Source organism: Ancylobacter polymorphus, from assembly GCF_022836935.1.
Lineage (GTDB): Bacteria > Pseudomonadota > Alphaproteobacteria > Rhizobiales > Xanthobacteraceae > Ancylobacter > Ancylobacter polymorphus_A.
Genome location: NZ_CP083239.1, coordinates 2,797,511 through 2,821,317, shown reverse-complemented (window position 1 = coordinate 2,821,317; position 23,807 = coordinate 2,797,511). Strand labels below are relative to the sequence as shown.

The following is a 23,807-nucleotide window of genomic DNA, read 5'->3' as shown; positions in this document are numbered from 1 at the left end:
CCGGCTCAGACATGCAGCACGCCTTCGGAGACGATGACCGCGCCGCCGCCGATGGTCACGGCGGTCAGCGCGCCGTCCTCCACCTTGAGCCCGAGCCGCACCAGGCTGGGACGGCCCATCTCGACGCCCTGCAGAATGTCATAGGCGTGGAAACCATCCCCCGGCTGCTCGCCGGCCAGCAGCGCCGCCGCCAGCGACGCGGCGGCCGAGCCGGTCGCGGGGTCCTCGTCGATGCCCATATTGGCGGCGAACATGCGGGCGCGGAAATCGCCCTCGCCATCCTCGTCGCGACAGAAAACATAGACGGAATCGGCGCCGCCGCCGAAGGTGGAGATCAGCCGCGCCGCGCTCGGGCTGATGCGCGCCAGCGCCGAGCGCGAGGCCAGCGGCACGCAGACAAAGGGCACCCCAGCGGAGGCGATGAACGGGCCATAGCCGTCAAAGCCGATATCGGACGTGTCGAGGCCCAGCGCCTGGGCGCAGGCCTCGCGCGTCATCGGCGCGGCGTCGAGGATTTCCGGGATGCGTGGCACGGTGAAGGTGGCGCTGCCGGAACGCTCGCCCCGCACCGTGACATGGCAGGCCACCGGCCCGACATTCTCCTCCAGCACGAAATCGTCGCTGGTGGTCACGCCGTCGCGCAGCGCCAGCAGCACCGCCGCCCCCACGGTCGGGTGGCCGGCGAAGGGCAGTTCGTGGCTGGTGGTGAAGATGCGCAGCCGCGCCCGGTTCGCCTCGTCCTGCGGCGGCAGGATGAACACCGTTTCCGAGAGATTGAACTCACGGGTGATCGCCTGCATGTGGTTGCCGTCGAGCCCCTCCGTGTCGAGCACGACGGCCAGCGGATTGCCGGAGAGTGTCCGGTCGGTGAAGACGTCGAGCACAACGAAGCGGCGGGCCATGGGGTCAGATCTTCTCCGGGGTGAAGAGGCGGGACGGGGTGACGAATTCGTCCTGGGCGGCGACGGTGAGGATTTCGCGCGAGCCGGCCGCCGCGGTGCGGGCGAGGAGGCCGTACGCGGAAGACGCCGCCTTGGCGAGCGCCTCGGCGGTGGAATGCGTCGCCTTCCAGTGCACGAAGAACAGCGCCGCGATGGCGTCGCCCGCGCCGTTCACCGAAATGTCGAGCTTGGGCGTGCGCAGGCGGAAGCGCCCGTCCGGGCCGGACGCCATCAGGTCGATGGAATCCTCCGGCGTGTCCTCGGTGTGCAGGCTGGTGACCATGATGACGCGCGGCCCGTTGGCATGCACCGCGTCGCAGGCCGCCGCCGCCTCATTGAGCGTGGTGGAGGAGCGGCCGGAGAGATAGTCCAGCTCGAACTGGTTGGGGGTGATGAGATCGGCCGCCGGCACCGCCCGGTCGCGCATGAATTCAGGGATGCCCGGCCGCACGAACACGCCGCGCCCGACATCGCCGATGACAGGGTCGCAGCAATAATGCGCTTCGGCGTTGGCTGCCTTCACACGGCCCACCGTGTCGAGAATGGCGTCGCCGATCTCGGCCGAGCCCATATAGCCGGAAAGCACGCCGTCGCAGCGCGGCAGAACGTTGCGGTCCTCCAGCCCCCCGACCAGCTCGCGGATCAGATCGGCGCCGAAGACCTCGCCGCGCCAGGCGCCATAGCCGGTGTGGTTGGAGAACTGCACCGTGTGCAGGCCCCACACCTCATGCCCGAGCCGCTGCATGGGAAACATGGCGGACGCATTGCCGACATGCCCATAGGCCACCCATGACTGGATCGACAGAATATTCATGCAACGCGCCCCACCTTTGCTGACGATCCGCGCTTAGCGCCCCGAAGGCAAGCGCTCAAACGAAATTCCGCGCGGCTCCCATAAGCGGAATCGATGCGTCGCCGGCACGCAGGCTCTTGTCGCGAATCCCCGCCCATGCGACAGGCTTAAGGCCATGACAGAGATGCTCTCCGCCGCCGCCCTCGCCCAGGCCGTCCACGCCGGACGCCTCTCCCCGGCCGATGTCGCCGAACGCTGTGCCGAGGCGATCCGCGCCCGCGAGGAAGAGGTGCGCGCCTTTGCCAGCCTCGACCTGCCGGCGCTGCTCACCGCCGCCGCCCGGCCGGGACTGGCGCAGACGCCGCTGGCCGGGCTGCCGGTCGGGGTGAAGGATATTCTCGACACGGTGGACTTTCCCACCGAGCGCGGCTCGAAACTCTTTGCCGGCTATCGTCCCACAACCGACGCGGCCATCGTGCGCATGGCGGCGCGGGCGGGCGGGCTCATAGCCGGCAAACTGGTGACGACGGAATTTGCCTTCCTGCAGCCGAGCGTCACCCGCAACCCGCGTCGCCTCACCCACACGCCGGGCGGCTCGTCCGCCGGATCGGCGGCGGCGGTGGCGGCGGGCATGCTGCCGGTGACGATCGGCACCCAGACCGGCGGCTCGATCATTCGCCCGGCCTCCTTTTGCGGCGTCACGGGCTACAAGCCGTCCTTCAAGCTGCTGCCCGTGCTGGGCCTCAAGCCGTTTTCCTGGTCGCTCGACACGATCGGCCTGTTCGGCGCCCATGTCGCCGATGTCGCCTTCGCCGCCGGGGCGCTGACCGGGCGCGACTTCGCGCTCGGCGACGACATGCCGGCCCCGCGCATCGCCGTGGTGAAGACGGCGCGCGCGGCGCTCGCCACGGCCGACGCCCATGCCGCGCTCGCCGCCGCCGCCGCCGCCGCCGGAAAGGCCGGTGCGCAGGTCACGGTGCTCGATCTGCCGGACGCGGTCGAGGCGGCGGACGAGGCGCATGGTGTGGTGCAGGGCTATGAGGCCGCGCTCGCCTTCGCCGATGAATGGGACCGCCACCGCGACGCCCTGTCGCCGACGCTTTCGACCTATCTGCAAGGCGCCGCCGCCCTCACCCCGGAACAGTACGATTCCGCCCGGCGCACCGCCCGCCGCGGCCGTCACGCGCTCGCCGACCTCTATGCGGATTACGACGCGCTGCTGACCTTCTCGGTGGCGGGCGAAGCGCCGGAAGGCTTCGCCAGCACCGGCTCGCCCGCCTTCAACCGGCTGTGGACGCTCACCGGCGGACCGTGCCTCAACATCACCGGCCTCACCGGTGCCACCGGCCTGCCGATCGGCGTGCAACTCGTCGGCCGTTTCGGCCGCGACCGCGAGCTGATGCAGATCGGCCGGTTCCTGGAGCGGGCCATCGTCGCCGCCTGAGACACGTTTCCGGTCCAAGCGCCTGCGGCCCGACAAAAAGTTGACGCCGTTTGGGTCAAAGAAAACGGTTTGTTAACGACACCGGCAGAGGCTTTGTTAAGTACGCATCGCTAGTTTGCCCCCATTCCATTTCCTTCGGGGGCGTTCCTCATGCGTATCAAGTCTCTCCTCCTCGGCACCGTCGCAGCGGCGGCTCTCGCCGCTCCGGCCCTCGCGGCCGACCTCTCCTATCCCGTGAAGGCGGCGCCCGTCGCCGCTTACGTGCCGGCCTTCACCTGGACCGGCGTCTATCTCGGCGGCAATGTCGGCTATGGCTGGGGCGATGGCTCCGCGCCGTGGAACAACTACCTGCTGTACTATTACAGCGGCTATGATTCGGTTGCCGCCAATGGCGGCTCCAACCCCACCGGCTGGTTCGGCGGCGCGCAGATCGGCTACAACTACCAGCTGGCGAACAACGTCGTTCTCGGCGCGGAAGCCGACTTCAACTTCGGCTCCATGACGGATCGCCTGAACTACACCGCCATCGCCGCCGGCGACCCGACCCTGCAGGACACCGGCTCGATCAACACCAAGATCGATTCCTTCGGCACCGTGCGCGCCCGCGTCGGCTATTCCATGGATCGCTTCCTCCCCTATGTCACCGGCGGTCTCGCCTGGGGCAATGTGAAGGTCAGCGAGAGCTTCACCTCCTATGCCGACGGCGCGCTCGACGGCTTCGGCGCCGCCTCGCGCAGCGACACGCTGTGGGGCTGGACGCTGGGCGGCGGCGTGGAATACGCCATCACCGACAACTGGACCGTGAAGGCCGAGTATCTCTACATCGACCTCGGCGACATCACCTGGGACGGCGCCTCCGGCACCAAGCTGGACATGTCCATGTCCACCCTCAAGGCCGGCGTGAACTACAAGTTCTGATCGCCGCAGCGACTGCCTGCGACAAGGCCCCGGACGGCAACGTCCGGGGCTTTTTTGCGTGAACCGAGATGCCGTTCACTCAACCCCGAGCAGCGACGCCGCCGCGCTCCACACCGCGTTCTTCACCCCCACGCCGGGGGGCGAGGCGACGATGGTGGGCGGGTCGGGGTTCTTCTCGCCATTGGTGGTCAGCCGGGCGAAGGTGACCTCGCCATCGGTATAGTAGCGGTCGCCACCGCCATTGCGCCCGAACAGCGTGGGGCCGAGACCGGTGACCTGATAGACCGTGCGCACCATGCCGGCGGCCTTGAGGTCGTCGATCAGCAGGTCGCGCACCGCATCGACATTGGCGCCGATATGGTGGGTCACCGCGCCGGTGTAATGGCTGAGGCCGACGCCCTTGTCATAGGTGGCAGAGCCGAGCCACACCGGGGCGCCTTCCTTGCCGCTGTCCAGCACCTTCCAGAAGCGCACATGGTCGCGCCGGTCGGCGCTGCGCCCGACCTCCTTCTCGAAGGCGAGGTCTTCCACCCGTCCATCATAGTAGAGCGGGCTCACCGGCGCCTGCGGATCCGGCCGGCGCAGCAGCACCGAGCCGACAATGGCGAGGCTCGATTTCAGCGTGATCGGGTCCGCCGGCAGCCAGCCGGCCGCGTTCATGGCGTGGAGGATATCCTCCCTCGTGCCGACCAGCCCGACATCGATCGGGTCGCCGGGAATGCCCTGCTTGGTCTGCGTCACCATCGGCATGTGCTTGATGCCGGGCTGGTGCTCGTGATGCGTCCACAGCCGCGGCAGCATCACATAGGCGAGCGCGGCCCAGATGACGAGCGCGACCAGCGCCCACATCAGCACCTTGCGCGTCTCGCCATCCAGCACGCTCACCGCCCCTACTCCGCCGCCTGCGACCGCAGGCTGAGCGGGTCATAATTGAGCACCGGGGCCAGCCAGCGCTCGGCCTCCTCCACGCTCATACCCTTGCGCGCGGCATAATCCTCGACCTGGTCGCGCTCGATGCGGCCGACGCCGAAATAGGCGGCTTCGGGATGGGCGAAATACAGCCCCGACACCGCAGCACCTGGCCACATGGCGAAGCTTTCCGTCAGCTCGACTCCGATCTCAGAGGTGGCGTCGAGCAGGTTGAAAAGAATCGCCTTTTCCGTGTGGTCGGGTTGCGCGGGATAGCCCGGCGCCGGGCGGATGCCGCGATAGGCCTCTTGAATCAGATTCTCATTCTCAAGCGCTTCATCCGGCGCATAGGCCCAAAACTCCTTGCGCACCCGCTCATGCATGCGTTCCGCAAACGCTTCGGCAAGACGGTCCGCCAAGGCCTTGAGAAGAATCGAGGAATAGTCGTCGTTCGCCGCCTTGAAGGCGTCGGAGCGTTCCTGCTCGCCAAAGCCGGTGGAAACGCAGAAACCGCCGATATAGTCGGGCACCCCGGTCGAGGTCGGGGCGATGAAATCGGCCAGCGCCAGATTGGTGCGCCCCTCGCGCTTGGCCATCTGCTGGCGCAGCGTGTGCAGCGTGGCGCGCTCCTGCGCCCGGCTGTCATCCGCGAACAGCACGATGTCGTCGCCCACCGCACCCGCCGGCCAGAAGCCGACCACAGCGCGGGCGGTGAGCCATTTCTCCGTGACGATTCTGTCCAGCATCTTGCGCGCATCGTCATAGAGCGCGCGCGCGGCGATGCCGACCTTGGGGTCGTCGAGAATGGCGGGGTAATGGCCGGCGAGTTCCCAGGACTGGAAGAACGGCGTCCAGTCGATATAGGGCACGAGTTCGGCGAGATCGTAATCGCTGAACACCTTTGTGCCGAGGAAGGTCGGCACCGGGGCCGTGTAGCTGGCGAAGTCCAGCGCCAGCCGGTTGGCGCGGGCATCCGCCAGCTTCACCCGCACCTTGTTGCGGTCGCTCTTGGCATGCGCGTCGGCGACCTTGGCGTATTCGGCGCGCAGGCTGGCGACGTAGTCGGTGCGGGTGTTGTCGTTCAGCAGATTGGAGACCACGCCCACCGCGCGGCTGGCATCGGTGACGTAGACCGCCTGCCCGCGCACATATTGCGGGGCGATCTTCACCGCCGTGTGGACGCGCGAGGTCGTCGCCCCGCCGATCAGCAGCGGCACCTCGAAACCTTCGCGCTCCATCTCGGCGGCGACATGCACCATCTCGTCCAGCGAGGGGGTGATTAGGCCGGACAGGCCGATCACGTCCACCTTCTCGGCCTTGGCGACCTCAAGGATCTTCGCCGCCGGCACCATGACGCCGAGGTCGATCACCTCGTAATTGTTGCACTGGAGCACGACGCCGACGATGTTCTTACCGATGTCGTGCACATCGCCCTTCACGGTGGCCATCAGCACCTTGCCGGCGGAGGAATCCCCCGTGGTGCCGTTGTCGATCTTCTCCTGCTCCATGAAGGGCATGAGATAGGCCACCGCCTGTTTCATCACCCGGGCGGACTTCACCACCTGCGGCAGGAACATCTTGCCGGAGCCGAACAGGTCGCCGACCACGTTCATGCCGGCCATCAGCGGGCCTTCGATGACATGCAGCGGCCGGGCGACCGACTGGCGCGCCTCTTCCGTGTCCACCTCGACGAATTCGGTGATGCCGTTGACCAGCGCGTGTTCCAGCCGCTTCTCCACGGCCCAGGTCCGCCAGGTGAGATCGGCTTCCTTCTTCTCGCGCCCGCCGCCCTTGAAGCGCTCGGCCAGCGCGAGAAGGCGCTCGGTGGCGTCCTCGCGGCGGTTGAGCACCACGTCCTCGCAGGCCTCGCGCAGTTCCGGTTCGATCTCGGAATAGGGCGCGAGCTGGCCGGCATTGACGATGCCCATGTCCATGCCCGCCGCGATGGCGTGGTACAGGAACACGGCGTGCATTGCCTCGCGCACCTGCTCATTGCCGCGGAAGGAGAAGGACAGGTTCGAGACGCCGCCGGAGATATGGGCGTGCGGCAGCTGCTGGCGGATGGCGCGGGTCGCCTCGATGAAGGCGACGCCATAGCCCGCATGTTCCTCGATGCCCGTCGCCACCGCGAAGATGTTGGGATCGAAGATGATGTCCTCAGGCGGGAACCCGACCTCATCCACCAGAATGCGGTAGGCGCGCGAGCAGATCTCGATCTTGCGCTCGAACGTGTCGGCCTGCCCCTTCTCGTCAAAGGCCATCACCACCACGGCGGCACCATAGGCGCGCACGAGGCGGGCATGGTGGCGGAACGCCTCCTCGCCTTCCTTCATGGAGATGGAATTGACGATGCCCTTGCCCTGAATGCACTTCAGCCCGGCCTCGATGACGCTCCATTTGGAGCTGTCGACCATGACCGGCACGCGGGCGATGTCCGGCTCGGCGGCGAGCAGGTTGAGGAAGGTCACCATGGCCTTCTCGGAATCGAGCAGGCCCTCATCCATGTTGATGTCGATAACCTGCGCGCCGTTCTCCACCTGGTCGCGCGCCACCGCCAGCGCGGCGGTGTAGTCGCCATTGGTGATCAGCTTGCGGAAGCGGGCCGAGCCGGTGACGTTGGTGCGCTCGCCGACATTGACGAAGGGAATGATCGGGGTGAGTTCGAACGGCTCCAGCCCCGACAGCCGCAGCATCGGCACAATTTCCGGGACGAGCCGCGGCGCGTGCGGGGCCACCGCCTCGGCAATGGCGCGGATATGGTCCGGCGTCGTGCCGCAGCAGCCGCCGACGATGTTGACGAGGCCGGAAGCGGCGAACTCGCCAACCAGCTTCGCCATCGCCGCCGGGCTCTCATCATAGAGGCCGAATTCGTTGGGCAGCCCGGCATTGGGATAGGCGCAGACCAGCGTGTCGGCGAGGCGCGAGAGCTCGTCGATATGGGCGCGCATCTCCTTGGCCCCGAGCGCGCAGTTCAGGCCGATGGAGAAGGGCTGGGCGTGGCGCAGCGAATTCCAGAACGCCGCCGGGGTCTGGCCCGATAGGGTGCGGCCGGAGAGATCGGTGATGGTGCCGGAGATCATGACCGGCACGCGGATGCCGCGTTCTTCGAACAGCCGCTCGATGGCGAACACCGCCGCCTTGGCGTTCAGCGTGTCGAAAATGGTTTCGATCAGCAGGAGGTCCGCCCCGCCATCCAGCAGCGCGGCGGCCTGCTCGCCATAGGCGGTGGCCAGTTCGTCGAAGGAGGTGGCGCGGAAGCCGGGATCGTTCACATCGGGCGAGATGGAGGCGGTGCGGTTGGTCGGCCCGATGGCGCCGGCGACAAAACGGCGGCGGCCGTCCTTCGCGTGCGCGAGGCGGGCGGCCTCCTTGGCGAGCTTGGCGCCCTCGAAATTGATCTCGTAGACGAGGCTCTCCATGCCGTAATCGGCCATGGCGATGGTGGTGCCGGAGAAGGTGTTGGTCTCGACGATGTCGGCGCCCGCCATGAAATAGGCGAGGTGAATGTCGCGCACCGCCTCGGGGGCGGTGAGGTTGAGCAGATCGTTATTGCCCTTGAGGTCGCGGTTCCACGCCTTGAACCGCTCGCCGCGATAGCCGGCCTCGTCCAGCTTCAATTGCTGGATCATCGTGCCCATGGCGCCGTCGAGCACAAGGATGCGCTCGCGCGCGGCCTGATGCAGGGCGTCGAGGGTGTCGGAGGTCAAGGTCGGGGCGTTGGCCATGACAGAGCACTTTCTACTCCCTCTCCCTGTCGGGGAGAGGGTTGGGGTGAGGGGTACCTGCGCGCATCGCGTCAACGATAGTCAGCAGGACACCGTCCATGTTTGTCAGCACGTCGTTATTCCAGAAACGGATAACCAGATAGCCACAGGCTTCGATCACCCGCGTCCTTGCCTCGTCGGTCGTGGCCGTATGCTGACCACCGTCGAGTTCGATTACCAGCCTCGCGTCGACGCAGAGGAAATCAACGAATGTATCTATCAACCGGCGCCTGTCGGCGAAACTTCCATCCGTCGAGGCGGCGGTCGCGCAACCGCGACCAGAGGAGAGCTTCGGCATCCGTCTGATCGCGTCTCAGCCGCCGCGCCCGCTCGATCCGACCGTTCATCTCCCCTCACCCGGCGCTGCGCGCCGACTTCTCCCCCACGGGGAGAGGTTAAATCAGCTTTCGACCAGCCTTCTACTCCCTCTCCCCGGCGGGAGAGGGTTGGGGTGAGGGGCTGCGGCGCGCAAGGCTTCGAGATTGCGCACAAGAACCCCATCAATGTTCATCAGCACGTCGTTATTCCAGAAACGGATGACCCGATAGTCATAGGCTTCGATTGCCCGCGTCCTTGCTCCGTCGGTCGCCCCATGTTGGCCGCCGTCGAGTTCGTTTAGCCGTTGCGCATCGACGCAAAGGAAATCGACGATGCATCGATCACCCGTCGCTGCGCGCCGACCTCTCCCCCACGGGGCGAGGTTAAGTGGCGTCCATTGCGCGGGCCTTTCGAAACGTATCTTGACGCTTCTTGGCCTCGGCGATCGCTGCGTCGAGTTTCTGGGCGAGCCCGTCAAGACGAACCTCTACGGCGTCGAACCGGCGTTCAAGTGCCATGAAGCAAGCCTGAATGTCGCGCTGCAAGCCCCTCACTTCAGCGACGATGTCGTCCTCCGGCTCGCTCATCGACCGTCTCCGTGGAACGCCCCTACTATAGGGCATCCCACTGCGAAATTCTCATGCCGCCGCCTGGCCCTTGCCGTCGCCGGCGCCATTGACCTCCTGCGGCGGGCGGATGCCCAGGAGGTGACACACGGCGTAGACGAGATCGGCGCGGTTGAGCGTGTAGAAATGGAACTCGGTGACGCCGCGATCCACGAGATCGAACACCTGCTCGGCCGCGACCGCGGCGGCGATCAGCTTGCGGGTCTCGGGATCGTTGTCGAGCCCCTCGAAGCGGGCGGCCAGCCAGTCCGGCATGAAGGTGCCGGTCTTCTCCGAGAAGTTCTTCGCCTGCTTGAAGTTCGAGACGGGGAGGATGCCCGGCACGATCGGCACATCGATGCCGCGCGCCCGCACCTTGTCGAGATAGGCGAAGTAGAGGTCATTGTCGAAGAAGCACTGGGTGATGGCCCGGGTTGCCCCGGCCTCCACCTTGGCGGCGAGAATGTCGAGATCGGTGTCGAGCGAGGGGCTCTCCGGGTGCTTTTCCGGATAGGCAGAGACCGACACTTCGAAATTGGCGATGCGGCGAATGCCGGCAACCAGTTCCGCCGTGGTGCGGTAGCCGTCCGGGTGCGGTTCATAATGATGGCCGACCCCGCCCGGCGGATCGCCGCGCAGCGCCACGATGTGGCGCACGCCGGCGTCCCAATAGCCGCGCACCACCTCGTCCACCTCGCCCTTGGTGGCGGAGACGCAGGTGAGATGCGCCGCCGGCGCGAGGCGGGTTTCCTTGACGATGCGCTCCACCGTGGCGTGGGTGCGCTCGCGGGTGGAGCCGCCGGCGCCATAGGTCACCGAGACGAATTTCGGCGCCAGCGGCGCCAGCCGGGTGATGGAGTTCCACAGCGTGGTCTCCATCTCGGCCGTCTTGGGCGGGAAAAACTCGAACGACACCGAAATGGGCCGCCCGCCGGCGCGGCGGCTGCGGCGCTCGACATCCGACGACATCAGGCGACCTCCTTGTTGTGTTGGGCGTCCGCCCGCGCCAAACGCGGATCGCGGGCGAGCCAGAGCGACACGGTGAGCCGGCCCTCCCCGGACGTTGCATGGTCCTTGGGGGCGAGCAGGCGATGGGATTGCGGCACGAGGCCGGCCTGGGCGAGCCAGCTTTCCATGATCTCCGGCGCGAAGCCGAGCCGGCGATGGGCGTGCTGCTCGCGCAGGAATTCGAGGTCGTGCGGGTCGAAATCGACCACGAGCAGCCGTCCGCCGGGGCGCAGCACCCGCGCCGCTTCCTTTATGGCGCGCGGCGCGTCTTCAAGGAAATGCAGCACCTGATGCACGATCACCACATCGAAGGCGTCGCGCGGCAGAGCGAGGCTGTAAATGTCGCCCTGCCGCACCGTAGCGTTGCGCACGCCGGCGCGGTCGAGATTGGCGCGCGCGACCGCCAGCATTTCGGCGGAGAGGTCGATGCCGACGCCGCGCTCCATCTCGCCCGCGAACAGTTCGAGAATGCGCCCGGTGCCGGTGCCGAGATCGAGCAGGCTACCGATGCGCCCGCCGGCCAGCGCCTGCCGGATGGCGGCTTCCACCTGCGCCTCCGGCACGTGCAGCCGGCGGATGGCGTCCCATTCATGCGCATGGGCGCGGAAATAGGCCTGCGCATGGGCGGCACGGGCGGCGCGCACCGCCTCCAGCCGTTCGCGGTCGCGCCGCAGCACCTCGTCATCGGGCGCCATGAGTTCCAGCAACGCATCGGTGAGCGCGGCGCCGGGCGCGTCGACGGCGCGACGGTAGAACACCCAGCTCGCCTCGCGGAAGCGCTCGACAAGCCCGGCCTCGGCCAGCAGCTTGAGATGGCGCGAGATTCGCGGCTGCGACTGGCCCAGAATCTCGGTAAGCTCGGAAACGGTCAGTTCGCCCTCGCCGATCAGCGCCAGCAGGCGCAGCCGCGTGTCCTCGCCGGCCGCCTTGAGGCCGTCGAGCAGCAACGCGAAACCGAGAGGGGAAGCGGACAAAGAGACCTCCAAGAAAGATATAAAGATATGTTTATGTCTTATCCCGACCCGACGCAAGGGGCCGCGACGCATCATGAGCGTTGAGAATGACGACACCGCACGCGGGATGACCGGCGCAGCCGGCGATTTCGGCGTGCGCCCCGGCGAGGTGACGGTGGACCTGCCGGCGCAGCCGGACGCCGGGCTCTATTTCATCGGCCGCATCCGCACCCCGTGGACGCAGCGCGCCGATTGCCCGAAAAATGCCGGCGAGGCGATGGCGCGGCAGGAGGTGTGCACGGTGGAGATCGACCCGGCCTTTCGCCCCGCGCTGCATGGACTTGAGGGAACCACCCATCTCTGGCTGCTCTATTTCATGGATCAGGCGCCGCGCAACCTCGTGGTGCAGGTGCCGCGGCGCTCCGGCACCGCCCATGGCACCTTCGCCCTGCGCAGCCCGGCGCGGCCCAACCCCATCGCCCTGAGCGCGGTGCGTCTCCTCGGCATCGACGGCGGCACGCTCACCGTGATCGGCCCCGACTGCCTCGACGGCACGCCGCTCCTCGACATCAAGCCCTATTTCGCCTCCACCGACTGCCACCCCGACGCCACTGTCGGCTGGCGGCGCGAACGCTCCGACACGGCCGGCCCTGCCGCTGGGTGATGTGTGGCGCCACTGCATCAGCCCCGCGCCACACGCATGGCAGGGCGGAACCCGCGTTTTCGTGAGGACTTATGGTCTTGAACCTGCCTTGATCCTGCGTCATGTCCCTCGGCAGAACATTTTGGCGCAGTTCCGCGCCGACAGATTCGATTAAGGCTTGATGATGGTCGTTCGCCTCGGTTTCGTCCCCGCTGTCGCCTTCTCGGTACTGGCATCGGTCGGCACCGCCGCAGCCCAGTACTACCCCGTCGAGGGTCAGGACCCGGCCGCGCAGGGTGGATCGGCCTATGACGCGGCAGGTAGCCGCGCGAATGAGAATGTCGAGGTCCCGGCGGCCTATGACCCCTATGGGGCGCAGGCCCCCAGCGCGGCGGCGCCCTCGGGTGCCTATGGCCAGCCCGGCGCTTACGGCCAGCCGCAGGCGGCTTATGGCACGCCTCCCGGCGTGCGCGATCCCTATGCCCCGGCGGCGCCCGGCGTGCCGCAGGTGGCCAATGCCCCCTATGCGGACCCCTCGCGCCAGCCCTCCGGCTATCCCGCCGGCGCCTATTCCGGCCAGCCGCCGGCCGGCATGGCATCGCCCTATGGCAACCAGGCCGCCGCGCCGCAGCCGGCCTACAGCCAGCCCAATTACGGCCAGCCGCCGGCCTATGGCCAGCCGCCCGCGCCGGTGAGCAATGGCGCCAACACCGCTGGCGCCAACGGCTCCAGCGTCGCCATGCTGCCGCCCGAGGACCAGCCGGAAGAAGGCCCGCCGAAGGAACTCCCGGCCAATCTGAAGCGGCAGGTGGTGGACTATGTGACCAAGGAGCCCCCGGGCACCATCGTCATCGACACCCCGAACACCTATCTCTATTACGTGCTGCCCGGCGGCAAGGCCGAGCGCTACGGCATCGGCGTCGGCCGCGAAGGCTTCACCTGGGCCGGCACGGAGAAGATCAGCCGCAAGGCGGAGTGGGCGGATTGGCGCCCGCCGGCGGAAATGATCGAGCGCCAGCCCTATCTGCCGCGCTTCATGGCCGGCGGCCCGGGCAACCCGCTCGGCGCCCGCACCATGTATCTCGGCGGCACGATCTACCGCATCCACGGCACCAACCAGCCTTCCACCATCGGCCAGTTCATGTCGTCGGGCTGCATCCGCATGCTGAACGAGGATGTGGAAGCGCTGTATGACAAGGTGAAGGTCGGCACCAAGGTGGTGGTGCTGCCGGGCAACCCGCCCGCCACCGCCAATGCCGGCGGCGTGCCGCCCACCGCCGCCGCGCCCGTCGCCGAGACCGGCTTCGCTGTCCGCTGAGCGGGCGCCGCGCGGACCTTCCGAGTCTCAAACGGCCGGATCGCCCCCGCGATCCGGCCGTTTTCATTCAGCCGCCCCAGAAGCGCTGGGGCGGAACGCGCAGGCTCACCTCGGTGCCGGCCGTGAGCGTACCGGCGCGCTCGACCCAGGCGACCAGCCCGCGCAGCCCCTTTGCCACCTTGGCGAAGTCCAGCTCCGCCGCGCTGTTCCCGGTTGCCGCCGCGATCGCCGCGCCGGCATGGCGGCAGGGCGCGTTCTCTCCCTCCACCACCAGCGCCGCGCCGCCGGTGAAATGCAGCCGCGTGCCCGGCGGCAGGCCGGTGAGATCCGGCACGCCCGCGATCACCAGATTGGCGCCGATCCATTCCGGCGCCACCGCCGGCACGCCGAGCCGGCGGGCGATCTCGGCGAGTTCGTCGGGCGCCACCAGCGACAGTTGCCGGCTGTTGCGGATCGGCGCCCCGCGCGGATACCAGGGCACACGCGAATCCGCCCGGCGGGCAAAGCCGGCATGGCGATCGCCCGCAATGCCCTCAAGCGTGAGCGCGAGTTCCGCCACCGCGCGGGTGATGAAGCCCGGCCCGTCGGCGATCAGCGTCTGCGCGAGTTGCGCGGTGAGGCGGCGGCCGGGCCGCGCGAGGGGCGCGCCGAACAGGTCAGGCGCCGGCGGTGCGGGGGATCGGGAGGGCATCCGGTTCTTCCATGACGACAGGGCAGCGCCAGCCTATACGTTAGGGCGCTCGTTCAACACGAGTCGCTGGAACTCCGGGAGGCGGGATCGCGTTACCGCGCTGCCGGCGTGGCGGGCAAGAATGAGGATCGACCACATGTCTTCGCAATCGGGTTCCCTCTCGCCGACGCCGGGCGGCATGGTCGCCGGGCATCTTTCCGAACTGCGCGCCAAATGGGGCTGGTTCGTCGCGCTCGGCCTGCTGATGGTCATGGCCGGCGCCATCGCGCTCGGCAATCTCGTGCTCAGCACCGTGGTCTCGGTGCTCTATATCGGCGTTATGATGGCCATTTCCGGCGGCGCGCAGGTCATCCACGCCTTCCAGGTCAAGACCTGGGGCGCCTTCGCCTTCTGGCTGCTCGACGGCCTGCTGTTCCTCGCCGCCGGCCTCGTCTGCATCTTCGTACCGATGGTGGCGGCCGAGTTCCTCACCCTGTTCCTCGGCGTGTCGCTGATTGTCGGCGGCGTGTTCCGCCTGGTCGCCGCCTTCCGGCTGCGCCCGGCCGAGGGCTGGGGCTGGATCGCCTTTTCCGCCGTCATCGCCATTCTGCTCGGCATCGAGATCATCGCCGGCTGGCCGGTGAGCGGCCTGTGGGTGCTCGGCCTGCTGCTCGGCATCGACCTGGTGTTCAACGGCATCGCCGTGCTGTTCCTCGGCTTCGGCCTGAAGAAGTAGCGCGGAACGGTGCCTGCGCCCCTAGCCGCCACGGCGACCACGCATGCGGATCCGGCCGAACGGCCGGCCCCGCCCCCACCCGCCTCCGGGCGCGATCTGCGGCTCGACCTGTTCCGTGGGCTGGCGCTGTGGTTCATCTTCCTAAACCATGTGCCCAACAATGTCGGCAACTGGATCACCAACCGCAATTTCGGCTTCTCCGACGCCACCGAGATTTTCGTCTTCATCTCCGGCTACACCGCCGCCATGGTCTATGGGCGCCAGCTCGATTCCAGCGGCGCGATGGTGACGTCCGCGCGCATCCTGCGGCGGGCGTGGCAGCTCTATGTCGCCTTCATCTTCCTGTTCGTCATCTACCTCGCCGAAATCTCCTATGTCGTCGGCAGCTTCGAGAACCCGCTCTATGCCGAGGAGATGGGCGCGCTGCAGTTCCTGGCCGAGCCGGACGTGGCGCTGGTGCAGGCGCTGCTGTTGAAGTTCCGGCCGGCCAATATGGACGTGCTGCCGCTCTATATCGTGCTGCTGGCAACTTTTCCGCCAATCCTGTGGGCGCTGAAACGCTGGCCCGATGCCACGCTCTTCGCCTCCTTCCTGCTCTGGCTCGCCGTGCAGTTCCTCGGCTTCAACCTGCCGGGCTATCCCGACGACCGGATGTGGTTCTTCAACCCCTTCGCCTGGCAGCTGATGTTCGTGTTCGGCGGCTGGTGTGGGCTCGGCGGCAGCGACCGGCTGTCCGTGCTGGTGCATTCGCGCCTCGTGCTGGCGCTGTCCGTCCTCTATCTCGCGCTGTCGCTGGCGGTGGTCACCAGCTGGTACTGGCCGCCGATGGAAGGTTTCGTGCCGCCGGTCATCGGCGACATCATCTACCCCATCAGCAAGACCGACCTCTCCGTGCTGCGCTTCGTGCATTTTCTCGCGCTGGCGGTGGTGATCGTCAGGCTGATACCGGTGCACGCCGCCTTTCTACGCTGGGAGTTGCTGAAACCGCTCATCATGTGCGGCCAGCACTCACTTGAGGTGTTCTGTTTCGGCGTCTTCCTTTCTTTTGCCGCACATTTCGTGCTGAACGAGGTCTCCGGCACGGTGCTCATGCAATTGACCATGAGCGTGTCCGGCATCGCCTTAATGGTAGGTCTCTCGGCATTGCTGTCGTGGTATGCTCGCGCCGAGCGCGACCGTATGGCGCGCAAGAAGGCTGGCTAGCGCGGTTCGACGTGAAACGCTGGATTTTGGGTGTTGTCTTCGCAAGCGTCCTTGCCTGGGACGGCGGACCCGTGGCCGCCGCCGAGACGGGGAAGGTGTGCGCGGCGCCCTCCGCCCTCACCCGCGCCGGCTTTGCCCTGCCGCGCCTCGCCCGTTCGCTGGAGAAGAAGGAACCGACCACCATCCTGGTCGTGAACAGCGCCAGCACCGCCAAGCCGCCTTCCACCTCTGACGGCGGCAAGGCGGTCGCCCGCCGCAGCTTCCCCAGCTATATCGAGGAGACGCTGCGCGCCCGCTATCCCGAGGGCGGCGTGGTGGTGACCACCCGCAGCCAGCCGCGCGCCACCGCCGAGGCGATGCTCGACGATCTGCCGGCCATGCTAGCGGAAACCAGGCCGGCGCTGATGATCTGGCAGACCGGCACCTACGACGCCATTCTCAGCGCCGAGACCTCCACTTTCTCCGACGCGGTCGGCACTGGCATCCGCTCAGCCCATGCGGCCGGCGCCGATGTCATTCTCGTCAGCCCGCAATACAGCCCGCGCACCGCCCTCGCCTTCGATATCGGCGCCTATACCAACGCCATGCGCTGGACCGCGCGGCTCGAAGGGGTGCCCTTCTTCGACCGCTACGCCATCATGCGGTTCTGGGAAGACGATGGCGTTTTCGATCTCGACACCGCCCGCCCCTCCCCCACGCTGTTCGACGATGTGCACAGTTGCATTGGCCGCCTTCTGGTGACCATGATCGTCGATGGCGTCGACCTGCGAACGCTCGGTTCCCGCTAAATGCTGCTGCGCCGTCTTCTTCCCCTCGCCCTCGCCGCCACCTTTCTGGCGCCCGCCGCCCTGCCGGCCCGCGCCCAGACGGTGATCCCGGCCGGTTGCCCTACCTCCAAGACGCTGGCCAAGCTCAACGCGCCGCTCGCCCGCACCGCCGCCGCGCTCAGGGGTGGCGACAAGGTGGTGATCGTCGCCATCGGCTCCTCCTCCACCGCCGGGGCCGGCGCCAGCAGCCAGGAGGCGAGCTATCCCGCCCGCCTGCAGGCGATGCTGCGCGAGCGCTTCCCCGCTGCCGACATCACCGTGCTCAACCGCGGCATTAACGGGCAGGACGCGCCGGAAATGCTGGCGCGCTTCGACAGCGATGTCGCCGCGCTGAAGCCGACGCTGGTGATCTGGCAATCGGGCGTGAACGCGCTGTTCCGCGACAACGGTCTCGCCTCCGCCGACGCCCTCCTGCACGAGGCCATTGCCCGGGTGAAGGCGATCGGTGCCGATCTGGTGCTGGTCGATCCGCAATATGCCCCGCGCGTGCTCGCGGATGACGATAGCGGGCCGATGGTCCGCCTCATTGATCAGGTGGGGGCGGAGGAAGGCGTGGCGGTCTATCACCGCTTCGCCCTGATGCGCGACTGGCACGAAAAGGCGTCCATGGGCTTCGATTCCTTCCTCTGGAAGGACAAGTTCCACATGAACGACTGGGGGTATAACTGCTTCGCCCGCGATCTCGGCCGGGCCGTGGTCGCCAATGTGGAATCGCAGCAGCGCTCGGCGGAAGTGGGCAATGCGGGCGGCACGGCGGCGAAGTCCGCCGGGCTTCCGGCCGCGCCTGCTCTGCCGATGTCGGCCGCAGCCGCGCCCTGAGCGGGCCCGCTCATCGGCGACGGCTTGAGCTCAGTCCTCGCCCTTGTCGGAGAAAGCACCGCCGAAGCGCTTCATCACCGCTTCGCGCGCTTTCAGCACACGGCGCTCGTAATCCTCGGCCATCGGCTCGGTGAGCACGCTTTCCAGCCCGGCGAGCAGCGCCCACAGCGCGGGAATCTCCGCCTCGTCCTCGATGAACTCGGCCATCGCCTCGCCATCGGCATCGTCGACCGTGCGCGAGAGGAACTCGAACAGCACGACTGCGACGGAGCGGTCGATGACCAAGGTGATTTCGTCGTCCGGCGCCTCGGCCATGCCATGTCCCCTTGCGAGCCTGTCTCCTTCCTATCGTCCCGTCACAGGGCGATGACAAGCCCACTGCTTGCATTCGGCGCCCTGCCGTGCTGACCCTTGGCGCGACAATGGGGAGAGGCACGATGACAGCGGCGGACGATCTGAAGACGGTCAGGGATTTCGTGCGCTATGCGGTGAGCCGCTTTGCCAAGGCCGGCATCGCCTTCGGCCATGGCACCAGCGAGCCGCTGGACGAGGCCGCCTTCATGGTGCTGGAAGGGCTCAACCTGCCGGTCGACGACCTTTCCCCCTGGCTCGACGCCCGCCTGACCCATGAGGAGCGCCTGCGCCTCGCCAATCTCATCGAACAGCGCTGCACCACCCGGCAGCCCGCCGCCTATCTGCTGGGGCGCACCTATATTGGCGGCGTGCCGTTCCGCTCCGACAAGCGGGCCATCGTGCCGCGTTCCTTCATCGGCGAATTGATGGCGGGCGAACTCTTCACCGGCGGCGATTATTCGCTGGTGCCGCAGCCGGAGACGGTCGGGCGCGTGCTCGACCTGTGCACCGGCTCGGGCTGCCTCGCCATTCTCGCCGCCATGACCTTCCCCAATGCCGAGATCGACGCGGTGGACCTCTCTCCCGAGGCGCTGACGCTGGCAGCGGAGAACGTCGCCGAACACGGGCTGGAAGACCGGGTGCGGCTGCTGGAGGGCGACCTGTTCGGCCCGCTCGGGGGCGAAGTCTACGACCTCATCATCACCAACCCGCCCTATGTCGATGAAGAGGCGATGGCCGCGCTGCCGGCGGAATACCGGCACGAGCCGAGCCTCGCCTTTGCCGGCGGGCCGGACGGGCTCGACATCGTGCGCCGCATCCTCGCCGAGGCACCGGCCCATCTCAGCCCCGGTGGCGGCCTCATCTGCGAATTTGGCACCGGCAAGGAAATCTTGCAGGCGGAATACCCGCATCTGCCCTTCCTCTGGCTCGACACGGAGGAAAGTGAAGGCGAGGTGTTCTGGCTCTCCGCCGCCGATCTCACGGTCAACGCGGATCTGCGCGTCATCAACCGCATGCCGCGCTGAGGTTCAGCCGCCCTTCTTCATATGCGCCAGCACGGCGGCGTCCGGCCAGCAGTCGAGCGGCAGACCGTTGGCCTTCTGATAGGCGCCGAGCGCGGCGCGGGTCTTCATCCCGGCCTTGCCGTCGATCTTGTCGGCGTAGAAGCCCTCGCGGGTCAGCACCTTCTGCATGAATTCGAGGTCGCGCGTCTTCACCAGCGCGATCTCCGCCCAATCGCGGGCGAAGGGCCTGTCGTCCTCGATGCGGTCGGCGAGATGGCCGACATAGAGGACGTACAGGTCGGCGAAATTGTAGCTCTTGAGCACGAAATAGTTGGCCGGCGTCAGGAAGGCCGGCCCATAGGGCCCCGCCGGCATGATGATCGACGCCTCGTCCTTCAGCGCGGCCGGCGGCACGCGGCGCCCGTCGGCGATTCGGACGCCGCGCTTTAGCCATTCACCGATCGGCAGCCGTGTCTCCGGCTCGGCCAGCGTGCAGTCGAAGCCCGGCGGCACGGTGATCTCATAGGCCCAGCGCTTGCCGGCCTGCCAGCCCTTGTCCTTGAGCAGGCTCGCCGTGGCGGCCAGCGCCTCCGGCACGTCGGTCCAGATATTGGCGGTGCCATCGCCGTCGAGATCGACGCCATAGTCGAGATAGCCGGTGGGCATGAACTGGGTCAGCCCCATCGCCCCGGCCCAGGAACTCTTCATCGCCGCGCGGGTGACATGGCCTTCGTCGAGGATCTTCAGCGCGGCGAGGAATTCGGCGCGGAACTCCTCCTTGCGCCGGCCGACATAGGCCTGCGTCGCCAGAACCCGCAGCGCGTCATGGTTCAGCTTGGCGCCGCCATAGGAGGTCTCGCGCGCCCAGATGGCGAGCAGGATCGGCCCCGGCACGCCGAACTGCCGCTCCAGCGCGGCAAGCTGCGCGCGGTACTGCGCCGCCAGCTTGCGCCCGCGCGCGGCATAGCTGGCGATCGCCTTGTCGGAGAGATAGGCCGCCGGGGTCTGGACGAATTCAGCCTGCCGGTCGGGTGCTTTCGGCTTGCCGGGAAGGGCGAGGTCGGGCAGCCCATAATCCGGCTCCAGCCCGGCGGTCTCGCGCTCGAAAGTGGCGCGGGAAATGCCCATGGCCTGCGCCGCCGGCCATTGCGCCGCCAGCCAGCGGTCAAAGCCGGCATCGGCGAGCGCGGGGCGCGCGGCGAGGAGGAGGCCCAGCACCAGGGCGGCGGCGACAAGGGGGCGGCGAAGCGCGGGGAACATCATGGCTTGAGATAACCCGTATCGCCCCCGGCTGTGAACCTTTGAGCGCAATCCGACCGGAGTGCGGATCGCTCACTCACCGCGGCGCTTTGCAAAAGGCGGGAACTCTCTTACCCTACCATGATGCCGGTCGGCGGCATGCGACACACCGGGATCGGACCATGAAGAAGAAGAGTTTGTGGTGCGCGGCGCTTGCCGGCGCGGGGATGATGGCCGCCGTGCAGATTGCCGGCCTGCAAAGCGCAGCCGCCCAATCCAAGCCGACCATCGAAACCGGCATGGAACATTTTCAGGGCCGCTGGGTGTGGCAGGGCGCGCTGAAGGACAAACGCGACCCGAAGAACATAAGCCGGCTTCAATTCACCGACCGCGATCGCATCGTCTATTGCTACAAGACCTTATGCGTCGAAGTGAACGTGCACCGCGACGCCGGCGGCGGCTTCAGCTTCACCACCAATGGCAAGAACAACTTCGTGATGGTCAGCGACGCCTCGGGCAACCTCAGGGGCCGGTTCTGGGAGGACTTCACCTCGCCGTCGCGTCCGCCGGACGCGGTCGTGACCTTCACCCTGAAGTCCGGCATCTGAGCGGCCGGCCGGCGCGTCGCGGGCGGCCCGCCGCGCCGGGCGTCAGCGCACCGCCACAATGAACAGCCGGGGAAAGCGCAGCAGCACCCGGCCGTCGACGCGGGCGGGATAGGCCTTGGCCAGCCGCGCGGTGTAGTCGGCGAGAAACCCCTCCCGCTCGGCCTCGTCGAGCGGCGCGAGATAGGGGCGCAGGCCGGTGGAGCGGAACCAGTCGGCAATGGCCCGCGGCCCCGCCAGCGGGTGGTTGTACAGCGTGTGCCAGATATCGACCTGGCGGGCGAGCGGCGCGAGACGGTCGTAATAGGCCCCCACCGCCGGCAGAACATCGCGGGCCGCGCCGGCGATGCGCGCCGCCCATCGCCCGGCGGCGGCGGCTTCCTCCATCAGCAGATGCGAGGGCTCGTTGACATTGTCCGGCATCTGCACCGCCAGCACGCCGCCCGGCGGCAGCCTGTCGAGCAGCCGCGCCAGCACGTCGAGATGCTCCGGCACCCACTGGAACACGGCATTGGCGAAGAGCAGGTCGGTGCCCTCGGGCGGTGTCCAGGAGGCGAGGTCCGCCAGCTCGAAGCGCGCGCCCGGCAGGCGGGCGCGGGCCTGCTCCAGCATGGCGGGGGAATTGTCGACGCCGATCACCTCGGCATCGTTCCAGCGCTGCGCCAGCAACTCGGTCGAATTGCCTGGCCCGCAGCCGAGGTCGATCACCCGGCGGGGCTTAAGGAGCGGCACCCGCGCCAGCAGGTCGCGCGGCGGGCGGGTGCGCTCATCCTCGAAGGCGAGATAGAGGGCGGGGTTCCAGTCTTCGCTCATCGCCGCCCTCCGTCCGCTCATGGCGTCACCGCATCAGCTTCTTGTGCTTCATCCGGTGCGGGATGATCTCGTCGACGCCGAGGCGGCGCTTCTTGTCTTCCTCATAGTCGTGGAAGTTGCCCTCGAACCACTCGACATGGCCCTCGCCCTCGAAGGCGAGCATGTGGGTGGCGATACGGTCGAGGAAGAAGCGGTCATGCGAGATGATGACCGCGCAGCCGGCGAAGTCTTCCAGCGCTTCTTCCAGCGCGCGCAGGGTTTCCACGTCGAGATCGTTGGTCGGCTCGTCCAGCAGCAGGACGTTGGCACCCTGCTGCAGAATGCGGGCGAGATGCACGCGGTTGCGCTCACCGCCCGAGAGCATGCCGACCTTCTTCTGCTGGTCGCCGCCCTTGAAGTTGAAGGCGCCGCAATAGGCGCGCGAATTGATCTCGCGCTTGCCGAGATACAGCACCTCGTTGCCGCCGGAGATTTCCTCCCAGACGGTCTTCTTGTCGTTCAGCGCGTCGCGGTTCTGGTCGACATAGCCGAGCTGGACGCTGTCGCCGACAGTGATGGTGCCGGCATCGGGCTTCTCCAGCCCGTTGATCATGCGGAACAGCGTGGTCTTGCCCGCGCCGTTCGGCCCGATGACGCCGACAATGCCGCCCGGCGGCAGCTTGAAGGACAGGTTGTCGATCAGCAACTTGTCGCCGAACGACTTGCTGAGGCCGTTGAACTCGATGACGTTGTTGCCGAGCCGCTCCGACACCGGAATGACGATCTGGGCGGTGGTCGGCGCCTTTTCGGACGCCTTCTTCACCAGCTCGTCATAGCGCTGGATACGGGCCTTGTTCTTGGCCTGGCGGGCCTTCGGGGAGGCCCCCATCCACTCCGCCTCAGCGGCGATCGCACGCTGGCGGGCCTCGTCCTCGCGGTTTTCCTGCGCCATGCGCTTGGCCTTCTGCGCCAGCCAGGAGGAATAGTTGCCCTCATAGGGAATGCCGCGGCCGCGATCGAGCTCAAGAATCCAGCCCGTCACATTGTCGAGGAAGTAGCGGTCATGGGTGACGATCAGGATCGCGCCGGGATAGTTGCGCAGATGCCCTTCGAGCCAGTTGGTGGTCTCGGCGTCGAGATGGTTGGTCGGCTCGTCCAGCAGCAGCAGTTCCGGCTGCGAGAGCAGCAGCTGGCACAGCGCGACGCGGCGGCGCTCACCGCCCGAGAGCTTGGAAACGTCCGAACCCTCTTCCGGGCAGCCGAGCGCATCCATCGCCTGGTCGATCTTGCTGTCGAGATCCCACAGGCCCTGGCCTTCGATCTCGTCCTGGAGCGCGGTCATCTCGTCCGCGGTCTCCTCGGAGTAGTTCATCGCGAGTTCGTTGTAGCGGTCGAGGATCGCCTTCTGCTTGGCGACGCCGAGCATCACGTTCTCGCGCACGGACAGGTTGGGGTCGAGCAGCGGCTCCTGCGGGAGGTAACCCACGCGCGCACCTTCCGCGACCCAGGCCTCGCCCGAGAAGTCCTTGTCCATGCCGGCCATGATCTTCAGCAGCGTGGACTTGCCCGAGCCGTTGGGGCCGAGAATGCCGATCTTGGCGTCGGGGTAGAAGGACAGGTGCACATTGTCGAGCACCTTCTTGCCGCCCGGATAGGCCTTGGTCATGCCGTGCATGTGGTAGATAAACTGATAAGCCATGTCCAAATCCTGCGCGTGCGGGCGAGCCGGTAACATGCCGCGCTGCCGCGGCGTCATAAGGTGCGGGTTGGGCGCTATGTAAACTGCGCGCCGTTGAGCGGCAAGGCCGTCACGCGCCGGACGCCCGCCAACCGCCCCGCGAGAGGCGGGCTTTCGCGGCTTTTTCACCGAGGTATTGGAACGCCTCCGGCTCTGGCGCGTTAGTGGCAGCCGGCGACCGTGCCGGCGGCCTATGCCTCTCTTTC

At 67.5% G+C, this 23,807-nt stretch carries 25 protein-coding genes; 10 read left to right on the top strand and 15 right to left on the bottom strand.

Annotated features, from left to right (window positions below; all coding sequences use genetic code 11):
• Nucleotides 1–5: 5 nt before the first annotated feature.
• Together K9D25_RS13340 and pdxY are read right to left on the bottom strand one after the other, a co-directional pair.
• Nucleotides 6–902, bottom strand: coding sequence for a PhzF family phenazine biosynthesis protein (locus K9D25_RS13340; RefSeq protein WP_244375903.1), 897 nt, complete (start codon nt 900–902; stop codon nt 6–8).
• Between the two features lie 4 nt (nt 903–906).
• A complete protein-coding gene (gene pdxY, locus K9D25_RS13335) occupies nt 907–1,755 on the bottom strand; it encodes a pyridoxal kinase PdxY (protein ID WP_244375901.1) in 849 nt (282 codons plus the stop codon).
• 154 nt (nt 1,756–1,909) lie between these two features.
• Between pdxY and K9D25_RS13330 the strand changes: the two genes are divergently transcribed.
• Together K9D25_RS13330 and K9D25_RS13325 are read left to right on the top strand one after the other, a co-directional pair.
• Nucleotides 1,910–3,178 (top strand): amidase, encoded by a 1,269-nt coding sequence (locus K9D25_RS13330; RefSeq protein WP_244375899.1) that lies wholly within the window; start codon nt 1,910–1,912, stop codon nt 3,176–3,178.
• A 150-nt stretch (nt 3,179–3,328) separates the two neighbouring features.
• Nucleotides 3,329–4,096 (top strand): outer membrane protein, encoded by a 768-nt coding sequence (locus K9D25_RS13325; protein WP_244375897.1) that lies wholly within the window; start codon nt 3,329–3,331, stop codon nt 4,094–4,096.
• Between the two features lie 75 nt (nt 4,097–4,171).
• Here K9D25_RS13325 and K9D25_RS13320 read toward each other — a convergent pair whose 3' ends face one another.
• From K9D25_RS13320 to K9D25_RS13290, 8 genes are read right to left on the bottom strand one after another with little or no spacing between them, the layout of a single operon-like run.
• A complete protein-coding gene (locus K9D25_RS13320) occupies nt 4,172–4,981 on the bottom strand; it encodes an LssY C-terminal domain-containing protein (RefSeq protein WP_244375896.1) in 810 nt (269 codons plus the stop codon).
• 5 nt (nt 4,982–4,986) lie between these two features.
• On the bottom strand, nt 4,987–8,730 hold the full coding sequence (gene metH, locus K9D25_RS13315; RefSeq protein ID WP_244375894.1) for a methionine synthase: 3,744 nt from the start codon (nt 8,728–8,730) through the stop codon (nt 4,987–4,989).
• Nucleotides 8,731–8,743: 13 nt separating this feature from the next.
• Nucleotides 8,744–8,992, bottom strand: coding sequence for an endonuclease domain-containing protein (locus tag K9D25_RS13310; RefSeq protein WP_347881448.1), 249 nt, complete (start codon nt 8,990–8,992; stop codon nt 8,744–8,746).
• The gene (locus K9D25_RS24990) at nt 8,973–9,116 is read right to left on the bottom strand and encodes a DUF559 domain-containing protein (protein WP_347881447.1); all 144 of its coding nucleotides are present in this window, start codon (nt 9,114–9,116) and stop codon (nt 8,973–8,975) included. The genes K9D25_RS13310 and K9D25_RS24990 overlap by 20 nt, the downstream gene beginning before the upstream one ends.
• A gap of 53 nt (nt 9,117–9,169) precedes the next feature.
• Nucleotides 9,170–9,565, bottom strand: a complete 396-nt coding sequence (locus K9D25_RS13305; protein WP_244375892.1) for a DUF559 domain-containing protein — start codon at nt 9,563–9,565, stop codon at nt 9,170–9,172.
• The gene (locus K9D25_RS13300) at nt 9,471–9,674 is read right to left on the bottom strand and encodes a hypothetical protein (RefSeq protein WP_244450947.1); all 204 of its coding nucleotides are present in this window, start codon (nt 9,672–9,674) and stop codon (nt 9,471–9,473) included. Before K9D25_RS13300 ends, K9D25_RS13305 begins: the two co-directional genes overlap by 95 nt.
• 51 nt (nt 9,675–9,725) lie before the next feature.
• On the bottom strand, nt 9,726–10,661 hold the full coding sequence (metF, locus tag K9D25_RS13295; RefSeq protein WP_244375891.1) for a methylenetetrahydrofolate reductase [NAD(P)H]: 936 nt from the start codon (nt 10,659–10,661) through the stop codon (nt 9,726–9,728).
• Complete coding sequence (locus K9D25_RS13290) at nt 10,661–11,674, bottom strand: ArsR/SmtB family transcription factor (RefSeq protein ID WP_244375890.1); 1,014 nt, start codon at nt 11,672–11,674, stop codon at nt 10,661–10,663. Before K9D25_RS13290 ends, metF begins: the two co-directional genes overlap by 1 nt.
• Before the next feature lie 106 nt (nt 11,675–11,780).
• Here K9D25_RS13290 and tsaA point away from each other — a divergent pair, with 106 nt between their 5' ends.
• Complete coding sequence (gene tsaA / locus K9D25_RS13285; protein WP_244450869.1) at nt 11,781–12,317, top strand: tRNA (N6-threonylcarbamoyladenosine(37)-N6)-methyltransferase TrmO; 537 nt, start codon at nt 11,781–11,783, stop codon at nt 12,315–12,317.
• A gap of 160 nt (nt 12,318–12,477) precedes the next feature.
• Nucleotides 12,478–13,614 (top strand): L,D-transpeptidase, encoded by a 1,137-nt coding sequence (locus K9D25_RS13280; RefSeq protein WP_244375888.1) that lies wholly within the window; start codon nt 12,478–12,480, stop codon nt 13,612–13,614.
• Between the two features lie 67 nt (nt 13,615–13,681).
• Here K9D25_RS13280 and K9D25_RS13275 read toward each other — a convergent pair whose 3' ends face one another.
• Complete coding sequence (locus K9D25_RS13275) at nt 13,682–14,305, bottom strand: MOSC domain-containing protein (protein ID WP_244375886.1); 624 nt, start codon at nt 14,303–14,305, stop codon at nt 13,682–13,684.
• Between the two features lie 136 nt (nt 14,306–14,441).
• Between K9D25_RS13275 and K9D25_RS13270 the strand changes: the two genes are divergently transcribed.
• From K9D25_RS13270 to K9D25_RS13255, 4 genes are all read left to right on the top strand, one after another.
• Nucleotides 14,442–15,020 (top strand): HdeD family acid-resistance protein, encoded by a 579-nt coding sequence (locus K9D25_RS13270; protein WP_244375884.1) that lies wholly within the window; start codon nt 14,442–14,444, stop codon nt 15,018–15,020.
• 9 nt (nt 15,021–15,029) lie between these two features.
• The gene (locus K9D25_RS13265; protein WP_244375882.1) at nt 15,030–16,223 is read left to right on the top strand and encodes an OpgC family protein; all 1,194 of its coding nucleotides are present in this window, start codon (nt 15,030–15,032) and stop codon (nt 16,221–16,223) included.
• 71 nt (nt 16,224–16,294) lie between these two features.
• Nucleotides 16,295–17,011, top strand: coding sequence for an SGNH/GDSL hydrolase family protein (locus tag K9D25_RS13260; protein ID WP_244375880.1), 717 nt, complete (start codon nt 16,295–16,297; stop codon nt 17,009–17,011).
• The gene (locus K9D25_RS13255) at nt 17,012–17,869 is read left to right on the top strand and encodes an SGNH/GDSL hydrolase family protein (protein WP_244375878.1); all 858 of its coding nucleotides are present in this window, start codon (nt 17,012–17,014) and stop codon (nt 17,867–17,869) included.
• 30 nt (nt 17,870–17,899) lie between these two features.
• Here the strand turns inward: K9D25_RS13255 and K9D25_RS13250 are convergent, their stop codons facing one another.
• Nucleotides 17,900–18,184 (bottom strand): hypothetical protein, encoded by a 285-nt coding sequence (locus K9D25_RS13250; RefSeq protein ID WP_244375876.1) that lies wholly within the window; start codon nt 18,182–18,184, stop codon nt 17,900–17,902.
• 122 nt (nt 18,185–18,306) lie between these two features.
• Here K9D25_RS13250 and prmB point away from each other — a divergent pair, with 122 nt between their 5' ends.
• Complete coding sequence (gene prmB / locus K9D25_RS13245) at nt 18,307–19,248, top strand: 50S ribosomal protein L3 N(5)-glutamine methyltransferase (RefSeq protein WP_244375874.1); 942 nt, start codon at nt 18,307–18,309, stop codon at nt 19,246–19,248.
• A gap of 3 nt (nt 19,249–19,251) precedes the next feature.
• Here prmB and K9D25_RS13240 read toward each other — a convergent pair whose 3' ends face one another.
• Complete coding sequence (locus K9D25_RS13240; protein WP_244375872.1) at nt 19,252–20,490, bottom strand: lytic murein transglycosylase; 1,239 nt, start codon at nt 20,488–20,490, stop codon at nt 19,252–19,254.
• Between the two features lie 158 nt (nt 20,491–20,648).
• On the opposite strand from K9D25_RS13240, the gene K9D25_RS13235 reads away from it, so the two are divergent.
• Entirely contained in the window at nt 20,649–21,074 is a 426-nt protein-coding gene (locus tag K9D25_RS13235; protein WP_244375870.1) for a hypothetical protein, read from the top strand.
• Between the two features lie 42 nt (nt 21,075–21,116).
• On the opposite strand, the gene tam is transcribed toward K9D25_RS13235, so the two are convergent.
• The gene (gene tam, locus K9D25_RS13230) at nt 21,117–21,884 is read right to left on the bottom strand and encodes a trans-aconitate 2-methyltransferase (RefSeq protein ID WP_244375868.1); all 768 of its coding nucleotides are present in this window, start codon (nt 21,882–21,884) and stop codon (nt 21,117–21,119) included.
• Nucleotides 21,885–21,909: 25 nt separating this feature from the next.
• Nucleotides 21,910–23,562, bottom strand: a complete 1,653-nt coding sequence (gene ettA, locus K9D25_RS13225; RefSeq protein WP_244375866.1) for an energy-dependent translational throttle protein EttA — start codon at nt 23,560–23,562, stop codon at nt 21,910–21,912.
• Nucleotides 23,563–23,807 lie beyond the last annotated feature (245 nt).

Excerpts from the sequence above, each read along its gene's own strand:
- K9D25_RS13340 (WP_244375903.1), bottom strand. The coding sequence starts at position 902 with ATGGCCCGCCGCTTCGTTGTGCTCGACGTCTTCACCGACCGGACACTC.
- pdxY (WP_244375901.1), bottom strand. The coding sequence starts at position 1,755 with ATGAATATTCTGTCGATCCAGTCATGGGTGGCCTATGGGCATGTCGGC.
- K9D25_RS13330 (WP_244375899.1), top strand. The coding sequence starts at position 1,910 with ATGACAGAGATGCTCTCCGCCGCCGCCCTCGCCCAGGCCGTCCACGCC.
- K9D25_RS13325 (WP_244375897.1), top strand. The coding sequence starts at position 3,329 with ATGCGTATCAAGTCTCTCCTCCTCGGCACCGTCGCAGCGGCGGCTCTC.
- metH (WP_244375894.1), bottom strand. The coding sequence starts at position 8,730 with ATGGCCAACGCCCCGACCTTGACCTCCGACACCCTCGACGCCCTGCAT.
- K9D25_RS24990 (WP_347881447.1), bottom strand. The coding sequence starts at position 9,116 with ATGAACGGTCGGATCGAGCGGGCGCGGCGGCTGAGACGCGATCAGACG.
- K9D25_RS13300 (WP_244450947.1), bottom strand. The coding sequence starts at position 9,674 with ATGAGCGAGCCGGAGGACGACATCGTCGCTGAAGTGAGGGGCTTGCAG.
- metF (WP_244375891.1), bottom strand. The coding sequence starts at position 10,661 with ATGTCGTCGGATGTCGAGCGCCGCAGCCGCCGCGCCGGCGGGCGGCCC.
- tsaA (WP_244450869.1), top strand. The coding sequence starts at position 11,781 with ATGACCGGCGCAGCCGGCGATTTCGGCGTGCGCCCCGGCGAGGTGACG.
- K9D25_RS13280 (WP_244375888.1), top strand. The coding sequence starts at position 12,478 with ATGATGGTCGTTCGCCTCGGTTTCGTCCCCGCTGTCGCCTTCTCGGTA.
- K9D25_RS13275 (WP_244375886.1), bottom strand. The coding sequence starts at position 14,305 with ATGCCCTCCCGATCCCCCGCACCGCCGGCGCCTGACCTGTTCGGCGCG.
- K9D25_RS13270 (WP_244375884.1), top strand. The coding sequence starts at position 14,442 with ATGTCTTCGCAATCGGGTTCCCTCTCGCCGACGCCGGGCGGCATGGTC.
- K9D25_RS13255 (WP_244375878.1), top strand. The coding sequence starts at position 17,012 with ATGCTGCTGCGCCGTCTTCTTCCCCTCGCCCTCGCCGCCACCTTTCTG.
- K9D25_RS13250 (WP_244375876.1), bottom strand. The coding sequence starts at position 18,184 with ATGGCCGAGGCGCCGGACGACGAAATCACCTTGGTCATCGACCGCTCC.
- prmB (WP_244375874.1), top strand. The coding sequence starts at position 18,307 with ATGACAGCGGCGGACGATCTGAAGACGGTCAGGGATTTCGTGCGCTAT.
- K9D25_RS13240 (WP_244375872.1), bottom strand. The coding sequence starts at position 20,490 with ATGATGTTCCCCGCGCTTCGCCGCCCCCTTGTCGCCGCCGCCCTGGTG.
- K9D25_RS13235 (WP_244375870.1), top strand. The coding sequence starts at position 20,649 with ATGAAGAAGAAGAGTTTGTGGTGCGCGGCGCTTGCCGGCGCGGGGATG.
- tam (WP_244375868.1), bottom strand. The coding sequence starts at position 21,884 with ATGAGCGAAGACTGGAACCCCGCCCTCTATCTCGCCTTCGAGGATGAG.
- ettA (WP_244375866.1), bottom strand. The coding sequence starts at position 23,562 with ATGGCTTATCAGTTTATCTACCACATGCACGGCATGACCAAGGCCTAT.